Genomic DNA, 12,197 nt, shown 5'->3' with positions numbered 1-12,197 from the left:
GGCCGGGGCCCAAGCTCCGCGAAGGCGACGGCCAGGTGCCGGAAGGCGTTTACGGCGTCAACGCGCTGAATCCGAACAGCCTCTTCCATCTCTCCATTCGCCTTAACTATCCCAACGCCGACGACAGGGCCCGGGCACGGGAAGACGGACGGGCAAATCTGGGGGGCGACATCATGATCCACGGAAGCGCCGTCTCCATCGGCTGCTTGGCCGTCGGCGATGAGGCCGCGGAGGAACTTTTCGTGATCGCGGCCTTGACGGGGCTCGAAAACGTAAAAGTCATCTTAAGCCCGGTGGACTTAAGGTCACGGTCGCTGGGTGGGAATGCATCTCCCGTCTGGACCACGAATCTCTATTCGAAAATCCGGAAGGAGCTTGGGAATTATCCCTCAGAGCCGGGGCGCTTTGAAACTAGATCCTGACGTAAACGCCGATCAACGGGCGATTCGAAGGATGCTCGGAAATGAAGTCGCTGACGAAGCCGTCTTCGGTGCGGATTTCGATGTGGCCCGCCCCGCGGCCCCCGTAAACCAAGACGGAGCCGATGGGCGCGGCGAACGGATCGCTGACATCGATCCTCTTGAATCCGAATTTCTTTTCCAGCTCTTCGCCGGCTTGCTTCGCATACCGGGTCGTGGGCCGCTCATCGAGGACGGCGGCCTCCAGCATCGCGTTCTTAACGGCGCGCCAGCAGCGGCGGTGGGAGTGTTTCCGCGCGTTGATTTCGGCGATCTGCGCCGCCTGGATCATCTGATTGTCGTAAGAATGGATCTCGATGCTGACTTCCGGCTCCGAATCGAAATCGAAACGATCACGAGCAGACTTCGCCTCCGCCGTTGAGGAGAGGATGAAGGCACTGCACAGCAGGAACAGGACGCCCCAAAATTTTCTTTGCATCATTTTAACCCTCCTGACTGTTCGAATTAGGAGGCCTATCGCCTCCTTCAGCAGAAAGTTTCTCCTTATTTGTGTCTCAAAATGGATCAACGGTTGGGGGGACTTTTGACAAGAAAATCAAGTCATTGCAACGAGAAGATTTCTTGGGCGCGATACCACGCGCGCAGGGGTCGTCGCCACGCCCGGAGGGTTATCATGCGGGTCACGGTTTAACGAGAAAATGAGCGGGAATTACTGATAATCCGGGAATCCGATCAGGAAAATATAGGGCTCTGCGGTGCTGGAGCAGGTCGGATCGCGCGTCGCGATGTCGTAGACCAAGACGAGGGGGCCCTTGCTCAAGTAGGCGTCCTCGAGCAGGTGGCAGAAATCCCGGTGCCAGGCAGCCTTGCCGGAGAGACGGACTTGAACCGAGCGTGAATCGCCGTCATTCGGATTATTGGGATTGGCGACCTGGAGTGTCGCGGTACAGGCATAGCTGCCGTCGGGCCTCACGGGAGTCCCGCTCAAGGCGGATCGATCGGAATCCCGGCGATCAAAGATGATCCTGGTGACGGCGCCGTGGCATTCCAACTTCCGGCCTCCATCCACCTTCCTGCAGTAATCGTATTCGCTCTGAGGCTCGCACGCCGTTGCCGGTTGCGGGTCGGGGGCTTCTTCGGGCGGCGCGTCCGGCTCCAAGACGATGCGGGGCACCCTCGACGGAGACAGCTGCACCGCATCGAGGCCCCCTTTGATCACGCCCTCCTTTCGCGTCGGCGAGTCGAGAACGGTACCGAAAATACCCGTCCAGCCTTGGGACGCAGGCGCGGATTTGGCCAAAGTCCAATCGTGCGAATAGCAAGTACCGGAAATGCAGCAGTGGCACCAATTGGTACTCTCGAGATCACACCGGACCGTCCCTTCCTTTCCCTCGCGAAGGCATGTTTTTCCGTGGTCCACGGGCAAGGCCAGGCCGATTCCGATATGCCAGAAAAGAAGGGCGGCAACGACAAGAACGATACGAAACGCTGAGGCCATAAAAATCCCCCGTCAGTGGGTATATTGCATTCGATGTGCCAAGAAAGAAGGACCTCAATCAGCGTAAGTATCCGAAATTATTTGGTTCAGTGGATGGGGCGGGGTTGTCATCCTGATCATTATGATAAAATTATCAAAATGAGGGAAAAGGTCTCACGGCCTCCTAAAGGCCACTCATCATATCGCGCAGGGCAAAGGGGGCCGCGATCAAGGTCCCCAGGGCGTAGATGGCCCAAATCACGTAGACGAGAACGGCCGCAATCGTGTCCTGCTTGGCTTGAAGACGCTGCATGAGGGGCTGCTCGGCCCCTCCCGCCGCCTTCTGCATGCCGAAGAACATCTTGAAGAATAGCCTCACGAAGACGGGAACCGCCGAAAAACCCATGAGGAGAAAAAGACCGAACGCGACGGGGAGGGCGATGCGGCCGATCGCCCTCTGGTCCTCCGGATTGGTGATCCGCGTCTCCAAGACCGCCCCGACGATGCCCCAAAGGATGAAGATCCCGAGGGCGGAAAGGAAGATGACGGCGAAGGGTTTGGCCGGGGGTGGGCGCATGACCATGTCCTTTAGTCGCACGGCGGAGGAGGAGGGACAAGATCCTTGATGGCCGGATCGTCCAAATAGCTTTTCGTCAAGAGCGGCGTCTTGAAGCGGATTCGTGCCCAGAGCATCCGGAACGGAAGCAAGGCGATCAACCCGATCTTCGTTGCGGCGCTGAGACCACGCGGCGGGACCTCGGAGAGTCCGAGGCGCTGGATCCTCAACTCGAAGCAGCGCAAGGAGTGCTCGTAAAAGGCGTCGAAGCGGCCCAGGACCGGATGCCCGCCCGCGGCCTTCTTCTTGAGCGTCTGGTTGACGAACCGTTTGACGAACCGGAGCCCCCACAACTGTACCAAGGCCTGTCCCAAGAGGAGCGGCCGAGCCGCGGGATGTTTCGTCAACCATGCCATCGTTTGCTTCTCGCCGAACTCGACATGGCGCTCTTCTTCGACGACGGAGGTCGAAAGGATTCTCTGGATCTCCGGATCCTCGATCGTCTCGATCATCGCGTAGAAGACGCCCAGGACCAGCCCCTCGCCCAAGGCCATCTCGATCGCCACATGCTCGCCCCAGGAATGTCCCATCATCCCGGTGGAAAGAAACCGAACCGCCCGGTGGGCCCGCCCCGGCCGCGCCCCGAGGATCGAGAGGATCTTGAGAAACCGGCGGACATGCGAAAACTCCTCCCCCGCCTGCCGGGCCAGAAAGACGGCGGCGTCGAGATGCGGGGCCCGATAGAGCCACCAACCGCATTGGATGCCGGTGATCTCGCCGTAGAGGAACTGGTCGAAGACCCAGGCCAGAAGCCGCCGGTCCCCTTCGGAGGACAGGTCGAACCGCGCCCCCTGAAAATTGAACCGAAGCTCTTCGCGGGGGATCAACATGCGCGAAGCCCGTTCAAGAGCTCCCTTTGGATCGCCCAGACGCGCGTGCGCTCCTGGGCGTTGGGTCGCATGAGGGAATACGTGACCATGCCCATATCGAAGACCACGAGGGCCTTGGCCAAGGCGCCCACGTCGGCGCCGGGACGGATCTCCCCATTCCTTTGTGCGGCCTCGAGATTCTTGAGGAGGGCCTTTTCGGAATGGATGACGAAGTCGCGGACCTGGGCCTGGATCCTCTCGTTCAAGACCTCCTGTTGGGTCAAGGCGTTGACCATGAAGCAGCCGTATGGAAAATCATGGTGGATCAAGGCCTGGAGGTAATCCGAGACGTTGGCGAGTCCCAGAGGCTCGCGGGACAGGATCGCTCCCAAGGCCTGGATGCCGGCCAAGTACCGGTTCGCCGCCTCTTCGTACAGCCCCTCCTTCCCGCCGAACTCCTTATAGAGGCTGAAGCGGTTCAGTCCCGTCACGTCGACCAGCTCCTGCAGGTGAGCGCCCTCGTAACCCTTTCGCCAAAAAAGGTTCATGGCCTTGTCCAAGACCGCATCCCGATCATAATTTTTCTTTCGTCCCATAAGCCCATTATTCGCGCACTTAGACTCGGAACGCAATATTTTTCACCTATCGTTCTGAAAAAATCTTGACTCTCCCCCTGCGATCCGTACAATGGCATTAAGCACATATCGTTCTGAAATAAGTTAGAACGATTTCAATAACTTAAACGAAAGGAGCCCTTTATGGCCACTTACTCCTACCAAGACTGTCTGAACCACTCCTACCGGGTCAACTGGAGGATTGAAGAGGTCCTGGGTGACCAGGCCTTCGATCTCTCGAGGCGCTGGCTCCCCCGGCAACTTTCGGCGGCCGAATCGATCGGATGCCTCAATGAGGAGGAAAGGAAGAAGCTCACACATGTCGAGATGGTCGCCTATGCCCACCTCTTCGGATACGTCGAGGAATTCATCGCCCCCCAAATGACGGAGCTCGCCCGGGAACAGGAGACGAGCGACCGCCCCGCCTTCGAGGCCCTGGCCAATTTCGCGGCCGAGGAGGTGAAACACATGACCCTCTTCCGCCGCGTCCGGGAACGGGCCGACGCCCAGCTGGGCTTCGGCCTCAAGCGCCTCGACGGCGAAAGGGCGACGGCCGGCTACGTCCTGGGCATGAACCGGGGGGCGGTCCTCCTGCTCATCGCGTGCATCGAATGGTACACCCAGCTCCACTATCTCTCCTCCATCCGCGACGACGACGGACTCGACCCATTGGCCAAACGGGTCTTCCGGGCCCACTGGCTGGAGGAGGCCCAGCACGCCAAGATGGACCATCTCGAGGCCCTGCGGTGTTTCGCGGACATGGAGGACTCCGAACGGGACCGGGCCGTCGGCGACCTGATCGAGCTGGTCCAGGCCGTGGATGGGCTGCTTCAAAAACAGTCCGCTTACGACGTCGAGAATCTCTCCGTCTATCTGGGGCGTACCTTCACGCCCGAAGAGAAGAAGGAAATCTTCGGCGAGGTCCTCAAGGTGAAGCGCTGGGTCTTTCTCTTCAGCGGGGTCACGCATCCGAATTTCATCGAGCTGTTCAATGAAGTCACCACCCTCCCCCAGCGGGAAAGGGTTCAATTGGCATTGGCGAGTTAAACGTCTTTTTAACCATAAGGAGGTCCTCATGAAAGCCACCGCAAAACAACAAGTCATCCGGATCGTCAACGGGATCGATGTGGACGCGCTGTCCGGCGCGATCGGCGAGGTCGCCAAGGACCCGGCCAAGGGGCAAACCCGCTGGCGGGTCGCAACGTCCTGGAAGGGAGGGACACGCACCGAAACGCAGGTCGAGGGCTACGAGATCGGCGGTCAATACGTGAAGAAGAATTTTCAGATCCGCACCGACGAGCCGCTCGAGCTGGGCGGCACCAACCTGGCTCCCAATCCCCAGGAAACCCTCATGTCGGCTTTGAACGCCTGCATGACGGTCGGATACTCGGCGCTCTGCGCGCTGGAAGGGATTGAATTGGAAGAGCTGAGAATCGAAACCCAGGGCGACATCGATCTCCGGGGCTTCTTCGGCCTCGATCCGAGCGTCAAGCCGGGCTACGACGAGATCCAATACACGGTGCACATCAAGGGCAACGGAACGCCGGAACAGTTCCGAAAGATTCACGAGGCCGTGTGCGCCACGTCGCCCAACCGCTTCAACATCGCCAATCCGATCCGGCTGAAGGCCGATCTGGTCGTGGAAGAAAGGATTCGTTGAAACGGAACGATCCCGGTGCTATGTGCGAACCTCCCTAAGGAGGATCGCATGAAAAGATTCTTGGCGGCGTTTGTCGTGGCCGGGTTTTCGGCCATTCTGTTGAACGTTTCAGGCGTGGGCGGATGCGGAGGAGGAGGCGGCAGCGATTTGAACCCCAACTTCCCGGATCTCAGCAGTGATCCGGTCGAACCGACGACGGAGATCGTCGGCGATAATACGGACCAGGTCGTGACCATCAACGCGACGGCCGACAACCAGGGCGGGCTGATCGGAACGTTTGAAGGGCAAGACGCCTCCCACGTCTTTTGCGTCATCATCGACCCCGCCGCCGGCGACTTGGCCGAGCTCGAGGTCTGCGAATTGGACCGGGTGAACGCGGATACGGATTCGATCAACGGCCTCTGCCCCGAGGCGGACGCCGTCACACGCTGCGCCTCTTCTAACGGCGACAGCGTCCCCGACTTCTGCCAGGTGACGGGGGAAACCGACTACGCCTTCATCCTTATGAACCTCTCCGACCAGGACGCCAAGGTCGCGTATGAAGTGGTGGACGTGACCGGCCTGCCGGGGCAGTCCTGCGCGGACCTGGGCATCACCGAGGATTCGATTCAAGCCGACAACTAGCGGTCGTCCGATATGGGGGTTGAGGTCCGGGATTCTTGGACAGATGCTGATCTAGGAACGCCTTCCCCCGCCTCTCAAGAGACGTCTTTCGCTCCGCTCGAGCCTTCTCACCTGCGAACGGCCGCTCGGAAGAGCGAACGAAACGGCCTTCTGCCGGAGGCGCCGCGGCGCCCTCCATAGAAACCCCGTCAAGGTCGCCGCCGGTAGGCACAGGGCCGCGAACGTGAGCACCCCGAGGGCCAACGGCGTGGAGATGAGAAGGCTGATCGCGGCCCAGAAGGCTCCGGAAACGAAAAGCGCGCCTCCCACTGCGAGACCGACCTTCGCATTCCGCATTGCCTTCCGGAACGTCCAGGGCGGACTGAATCCGCCGCCGTTCCCCCACATGCCCGCCTGAACGAGTTCCCGTCCGGTCTCTTCGACGCAACGCTGGACCGCCTTGGAGCAATGCTTCTCGCAGCGGGCCAGACTGTACCCGACTTGCTCGGTCGAGGCGGCGAGGGCGCGCCCCGGGGTTCCGTATTTTTCTTGCGAGGAACGAAAAAGACCGCCGTGAGCCGCTTCCTTGAATTTCAGGTAGGCATGCACGAATGCCGCCTGCCGTTGAGGGTCCTCCGGTACCCGACTCAACACGGACTGCAAAACGAGGATGGCCTGGACCTGGAGGCGGTCCCGGGTTTCCCGAGGCCCCGACGGGTGGGAGGCGAGCTCGAAGAGTCCCATGACACCCCGGAAAAAATCGTCGCTCTCCGCATCCAATGTGACCAGCATCTCGCGAGCGTCATTGAGGGCCCCCAGTCGATCCTCAAGACCCCGCCTCCTGTCGCGAAATCGGGCGATCTGGGGACCGATTTCCCCCATGAGCCTCATTTCGCGGTAGACACCGCCGACCCGAATCATCTCCGTCCCGGACTCCTCGCCATCCTCCGGTCCGTGGAGATGAACTTTGTGCGGGTTCTCACGTAACCGCCGGGGGCCGGGCCGGTTTTCCGGGTTTATGAACACGCCTCCAGCGGCGACCACCGGCCCACCCTCTTCTTTTTTTCCTTCTTTGATTGGAAGAAAGGCGACGGGAGGGGGCGATTGACTGGAGTTCGGCGAGAAGATTCCGCGCGGGATCCTCTGAAGGGCCCGCTCCGACTCAAGGGGGTGCCGCGCCATCCAGTCGGCGATCTTGAAGAGAGACGAGGCATTCTGATAGTCATCGATCCAGCCGGAGAGCCGTTCGTCCTGAACTCCGGCGGCCTCCAATCCCGAACGGAAGAGCTCCAACCCCAGGCCCGTCCGGACGCCGAGAGACCGTTCGGCCAGGGCCCCAGACAGAGATGTTCGGTTCAGCCAAAGATGCGACTGGAGAAAGCCCGTGGGAACGATGGCCATGATGCGGGCTTATCGAAGGTTTGAGGAGAGAGTTGCGGCCCTCACTCTCAACCTGAGAAATCCACCTCGCGGCCGGGTCGTCCTTGACCCGCCCGAATCCGGCCTCGATTTGAAAATCTCAAATTAAATTCAGTTCTTAAGTAAGGACTGCCCGGGGCCGATTCCATGGCATTGGGCTTGCAATTAGGCCCCCCATGATCCGACTCCTTTTCTCCCTGGCCAGCCTTCCCGTCTTGCTGCCCCTCTTGTCCGGAGCTTGGCCGCTCGAGTTCCGCACCGCCGAGAGCGCGTCTCCTCCCAAGATCGTGCGCCCCTCGGAGACCGACCTGCTCAAGGCCCGAGTGGACGCCTTGCAGGAACGGGTCGTCGTCTTGAACCAAAGCCTCGCGGAGTCCCTCGCGGCGTTGGAACCGAGCTCTTCTCCAATTCATTAAATCAACGCGTGAAATTCTTCCGGCGGGCGGCCGTTTGGGGTTCGTACCGTTCCGGATAGAAGCGGCGAAGTCGTTCCCAGGAACCGGGAACGTAACGGAAGAACTCGAGCCGGGCGAAGAATTCGCGGTGACGGGTCCGGTCGATGTCGCGGATTTCATTGACCATGCAGCGCGTCCCGCCGCCGGCCTTGCCGTACAACTCGTCGAACTCCAGTTCGAGGAGTGCAAAGCCGGACTTTTTCAGCTTCCTCTTGAGCTCCGCCGACGCCTCGAACGGCCCCCCCTTCACAAGAAAGACCGTTCCGTCCACTTCGTTGGCGTTGGCGGCGTAAGCCATGGCGTCGACCTCGCTCAAGACGATCGCTGGAATCTTTTCGCTTTTGAGACGTGCGGCGAATCGCTCGCGGTCGTCGGGATGGATCCAGGACGGCGCGTACATTGCGAACAGTCTGCCTTCCCGGTTGCGCACCAGGTTCAGCCACGTGTCTTGGTGGAAGGCGTACGAGTTTGGATTCATGCGGACGTATTCCGTTTCGTAGTTCTGGAGCAGGTCGACAACGGCGGCCTTGGCCCCCTTGCCGATCCTCACCCGCCTCATCTCTTCATAGGGTTGCGTGGTGGGCGTCCGGATCCCGTAACCCAAAAAGAGGAGGGGCTTTTGCCCCTTGCGCGGAACCGGCCGCGCAAAATCCGCTTGTCCTTCCTGGAAGACGAGGGGCTGGAGGATGTGATCGGCGGGGATGCCCAACTGCAGTGCATAGTCCTGGAACCAGCGATGCTCGCCCTGCCGGCCCAAGTGGCTCAAATTGGGAAGCGAGGCGTAGATCTCGCCGCCGATCTCCAAAAACTGGGGGCCGTTGGCGGTATAGACGATGCGCCAGAGCGTGCTGTCCCGGTCGCAGGCGTAGGGAATCACGAAGACTTCGGCGTGTTGCGAGAGCGCATCGACATAGCGCCCCCATTCCTGCAGGGCCCTGGCGGGGTATTTGACCGCGTCCTTGGCGTCCGCCGAGTACATCTGCTTGCCGAACCAGTCCCCGAACCCCGCGCCCGGCGGCGCCACGGAAAAGACGGGGCGCTTGGAGACGTTCCCGGAGCGGACCGCGGCGGCCGCGCGCGCCGCGGAGTCCGGAGGTCGGAGGAGCATCCGGATCATCTCCAGGCTCATGCAGACGTCCTGAGGGGCTGCCCGTGAAGGCGTCGCCGGTGTTCGCGGGACGCCGGCGCCTCGAGTGAGGGCTTCGACCGCCCCCGCACCAACCTCTCCCGGCAGGGAGGCGAAAAGCCCGAGCGTCGCGGTGAGCGCCAGGTCGACGAGGGGAATGGAATCGCAGGTCTCAAACAGCATGGCCTGGTCAACGAGGCCGGCGGTCATCAGGCGCCCGCAGATGTCGCCCAGTCGCCTGTCTGCCCTCACGAGGTTGATGGGCGACCGGACCGGCGACTCGGGATTCCGGACGTTGGCGAGGAGCCCGCCCAAGTATTGGACGTCTCGGAGCGTGATGCCGGCCTGGGACACCATGAAGGAAAGGTTCGTCGTCAGCGTCATGATGACGCACCGTTCGGCGTGGTTGGAAAAAAGGTTGCTAGCTTCCACCGCGAGCCGTTACGAACCGTAGCGAGCGCTGTCGGAAGCCCTTCCGAGGCAAGTAAGGATCGATGTCTTGAGCGTCACTTCTCACCGCAATTTCGTTTCCATTGCTTGAATGAGATCCGGTCCATCGCGCTCCCCGCAATAAGCCGAAAAAAATCCGCCTCGTCCAATCGCTTGGTTTCGTCCCTCAAGAAAACTCTTATGACCTCTCTGGTCCAAAACTCCTTCAGGGGCGACGACGGGATACGGTCGTTATAAGGACAGACCGCCTGGCAAACGTCGCAACCATACAGATGGCCGGCGGCCATCTGGGCCTGTTCCGGCGTAAAATCCTTCTTGTACTCGATCGTCAGATACGAAATGCACCTGTTCGCGTCCAGGACACCCGGCTCGGGAAACGCCTGTGTTGGGCAGGCATCCAGGCACTTCGTGCAGGTCCCGCATTGATCCAGGGCCGGTCGGCCATAATCCTCCTCACCGAACGCGAGCGTCGTCAGGATTTCGCCCAAGAAGACATACGACCCGAGGCCGTCGTTCAAGAGCATCGTGTTCTTGCCGATCCAACCCAAACCCGCGCGGGCGGCGTAGCTCCGCTCCAAGACGGGGCCGGTGTCGATATAGCTCTTTGTCTTTGCCGATGGATCGACGGTCGCGACGATGAACGCCTCCAACGTCCGCAGTTTTTCGCCGATCACGCGGTGATAGTCCTCGCCGTGGGCGTAGCTCGCGATCCGGCCCCCCGCCGCGCCGGTGTGGTAGTTCAGGGCGACACAGATCACCGATTTGACGCCCGGCAGGACCTTTTCGGGATCGCCGCGGCGCTCGGCCTGGCGGTTCAGGTACGTCATGGTCGCGCCGAATCCCTTGTCCAGCCACCAGCGGAAGAAGTCGAAATCCGGCGCCGGATGGGCGGGGCTGATGCCGACAAGCTCAAAGCCCAGTTCATGGGCTTTTTCTTTGATTTTTTCGGCGTTCCTCATCTAGTAGAAGGGCGAATACAAGATTCGCCCCTACAATATGCCTTTAGAGCCTGTCACGACGGTACTGGAAAAAATCTTCGAGCTGACGCCCAGCGTCCGGACCTTCCGGCTGCGTTTTCCCCGGGGCAAATGGATCCCCTTCCAGGCGGGCCAGTTTTGCATGGTGCAGGTGCCGAAGGCAGGCGAAAAGCCCCTGAAGAAGGCCTACTCGATCTGCTCCTCCCCATTCGAGGCGGGCTACCTCGATCTCTGCATCAAGCTGGTCGAAGGCGGTTACGCGACGAACTGGTTTTGGACCTTGAAGGAAGGCGACGAAGTCACCGTCACGATGCCCTACGGCGGTTTCGTCCTCAAGGAGCCCGTGGAGAGCGAACTCGTGTTCGTGGCCACCGGAACCGGTCTGGCACCCTTGCGTAGCATGCTCCGCGTGCTTTTGCGCGACGACTTTCAAGAACCGATCACGCTCATCTTCGGCGTCCGCTACGAGAACGAAGTCCTCTATAATGAGGAATTTCGCGAGTTGGAGAAGAAACACGCCAACTTCAAGTTCATCCCCACCGTCTCACGCCCGAAGGAGTGGAAAGGCGAAGTCGGTTACGTCCAGGAGATACTTAAAAAGCTCGTCGCCGATCCGAAGGGGAAGCAGATCTACGTCTGCGGTCTCGTCCCCATGATCGAGGCGGTGCAAAAGGCCGCCGAGGAGATCGGCTTTGACAAGAAGCAGGTGCACTTCGAGAAATACGTCTAGCTTCCATTACGAACCGTAGCGAGGGCTGTCCCGCGGGAAGCGGAGCTAATTAGTCACGCTCACCAGCTCGACGACGTCGTCTTCGATTAATCCCACGCCAGGCGCATAAAACTTCTCCTCGCCGTCATTGCTGGTCTGTCCCTCGACGGGATTCCATTCGAGGGTGTGGAGGACATTCGTAAATTTTCCACCGGGTTCCGATACCGTTTCCCCCATTCCGATGATCGCGGAGACATCGCCCGCGATGCCGGGCGCGATTTCCTGAACGAACCGCGTCTCGACGCGTGGATCGGACGGCATGATGATGCCGGGCAGGTTCTCACCCTCCCCGGCCTTCCAGGCCCCTTCGTGGTTGACGACGACGCCTCCTTCATAGATGTCGACGTCCTCCCCGAAATAGCAGACGGTGCCGTCCGGCGCCTGGGCGAAGAAATTTCGGCTGATCTCGACCACCTCTCCGTTCTCCGTAGAGGTCTCGGTCACAACCCGCGTCATCACTCCGGCGACCTCCTCGGTCTCATCCGTGACCGCAAAGGTTAAGTGGACCTGGACGCCGTTCTCGTCGCCCTCCAGTTCGATCGTTCGTCCCGGAGGCAGCGGAAAGAATGGGTTGTCGATTTCGATGGTAAACGGACCCGCCGAGGGATCGCACACGGCGGCCGACAGCTCCTCGTATTTCTCCGCCGTCCCCTGCCCCGTCACCTTGCCGCAACCGGAAGAACCCAGAAGGGAGAGAGACAGGAAGGCCATCGTCGTCCCGCAGAAGAGAAAACCAAAACTTGGATATTTCATGGCGGACCTCCTTCGTCTTTCAAAATCCTGTCACGCTTTGCTCGAGGATG

General features: G+C 60.4%; 15 protein-coding genes. 6 read left to right on the top strand and 9 right to left on the bottom strand.

Features of this window, described 5'->3' with window-relative positions; all coding sequences use genetic code 11:
• On the top strand, window positions 1-422 hold a 422-nt coding region (locus VLJ37_12255), incomplete at its 5' end, for a L,D-transpeptidase family protein (protein HSA60443.1).
• Here VLJ37_12255 and VLJ37_12250 read toward each other — a convergent pair.
• From VLJ37_12250 to VLJ37_12230, 5 genes are all read right to left on the bottom strand, one after another.
• The gene (locus VLJ37_12250) at window positions 412-900 is read right to left on the bottom strand and encodes a hypothetical protein (protein HSA60442.1); all 489 of its coding nucleotides are present in this window, start codon (window positions 898-900) and stop codon (window positions 412-414) included. The genes VLJ37_12255 and VLJ37_12250 overlap by 11 nt on opposite strands.
• A 228-nt stretch (window positions 901-1,128) precedes the next feature.
• A complete protein-coding gene (locus VLJ37_12245; GenBank protein HSA60441.1) occupies window positions 1,129-1,638 on the bottom strand; it encodes a hypothetical protein in 510 nt (169 codons plus the stop codon).
• A gap of 442 nt (window positions 1,639-2,080) precedes the next feature.
• Window positions 2,081-2,473: a hypothetical protein gene (locus VLJ37_12240; GenBank protein HSA60440.1), complete on the bottom strand. Its 393-nt coding sequence runs from the start codon at window positions 2,471-2,473 to the stop codon at window positions 2,081-2,083.
• Window positions 2,474-2,484: 11 nt separating this feature from the next.
• A complete protein-coding gene (locus tag VLJ37_12235; GenBank protein HSA60439.1) occupies window positions 2,485-3,342 on the bottom strand; it encodes a ferritin-like domain-containing protein in 858 nt (285 codons plus the stop codon).
• Window positions 3,336-3,917, bottom strand: a complete 582-nt coding sequence (locus VLJ37_12230) for a TetR/AcrR family transcriptional regulator (GenBank protein HSA60438.1) — start codon at window positions 3,915-3,917, stop codon at window positions 3,336-3,338. Before VLJ37_12230 ends, VLJ37_12235 begins: the two co-directional genes overlap by 7 nt.
• A 162-nt stretch (window positions 3,918-4,079) precedes the next feature.
• Here VLJ37_12230 and VLJ37_12225 point away from each other — a divergent pair, with 162 nt between their 5' ends.
• The 3 genes from VLJ37_12225 to VLJ37_12215 are packed head-to-tail and all read left to right on the top strand — an operon-like array spanning window position 4,080 to window position 6,219.
• Complete coding sequence (locus VLJ37_12225) at window positions 4,080-4,982, top strand: diiron oxygenase (GenBank protein HSA60437.1); 903 nt, start codon at window positions 4,080-4,082, stop codon at window positions 4,980-4,982.
• A 28-nt stretch (window positions 4,983-5,010) separates the two neighbouring features.
• Window positions 5,011-5,595, top strand: a complete 585-nt coding sequence (locus VLJ37_12220; GenBank protein HSA60436.1) for an OsmC family protein — start codon at window positions 5,011-5,013, stop codon at window positions 5,593-5,595.
• A gap of 48 nt (window positions 5,596-5,643) precedes the next feature.
• On the top strand, window positions 5,644-6,219 hold the full coding sequence (locus VLJ37_12215) for a hypothetical protein (protein ID HSA60435.1): 576 nt from the start codon (window positions 5,644-5,646) through the stop codon (window positions 6,217-6,219).
• Window positions 6,220-6,270: 51 nt separating this feature from the next.
• Here the strand turns inward: VLJ37_12215 and VLJ37_12210 are convergent, their stop codons facing one another.
• A complete protein-coding gene (locus VLJ37_12210; protein HSA60434.1) occupies window positions 6,271-7,599 on the bottom strand; it encodes a hypothetical protein in 1,329 nt (442 codons plus the stop codon).
• A gap of 194 nt (window positions 7,600-7,793) precedes the next feature.
• Between VLJ37_12210 and VLJ37_12205 the strand changes: the two genes are divergently transcribed.
• On the top strand, window positions 7,794-8,033 hold the full coding sequence (locus VLJ37_12205) for a hypothetical protein (GenBank protein HSA60433.1): 240 nt from the start codon (window positions 7,794-7,796) through the stop codon (window positions 8,031-8,033).
• 1 nt (window position 8,034) lies between these two features.
• Here VLJ37_12205 and VLJ37_12200 read toward each other — a convergent pair whose 3' ends face one another.
• Both VLJ37_12200 and queG read right to left on the bottom strand, forming a co-directional pair.
• Entirely contained in the window at window positions 8,035-9,630 is a 1,596-nt protein-coding gene (locus VLJ37_12200; protein HSA60432.1) for an arginine deiminase-related protein, read from the bottom strand.
• Between the two features lie 74 nt (window positions 9,631-9,704).
• Window positions 9,705-10,607: a tRNA epoxyqueuosine(34) reductase QueG gene (gene queG / locus VLJ37_12195; GenBank protein HSA60431.1), complete on the bottom strand. Its 903-nt coding sequence runs from the start codon at window positions 10,605-10,607 to the stop codon at window positions 9,705-9,707.
• A 37-nt stretch (window positions 10,608-10,644) separates the two neighbouring features.
• On the opposite strand from queG, the gene VLJ37_12190 reads away from it, so the two are divergent.
• Complete coding sequence (locus VLJ37_12190; GenBank protein HSA60430.1) at window positions 10,645-11,355, top strand: FAD-binding oxidoreductase; 711 nt, start codon at window positions 10,645-10,647, stop codon at window positions 11,353-11,355.
• Window positions 11,356-11,400: 45 nt separating this feature from the next.
• Here the strand turns inward: VLJ37_12190 and VLJ37_12185 are convergent, their stop codons facing one another.
• Window positions 11,401-12,147 (bottom strand): hypothetical protein, encoded by a 747-nt coding sequence (locus VLJ37_12185; GenBank protein HSA60429.1) that lies wholly within the window; start codon window positions 12,145-12,147, stop codon window positions 11,401-11,403.
• Between the last annotated feature and the right edge of the window lie 50 nt (window positions 12,148-12,197).

The organism is bacterium (assembly GCA_035454885.1).
Classification (GTDB): Bacteria; UBA10199; UBA10199; order JACPAL01.
Note: the sequence above shows the minus strand (reverse complement) of the source record. Positions and strands in the feature narration are given on the sequence as shown.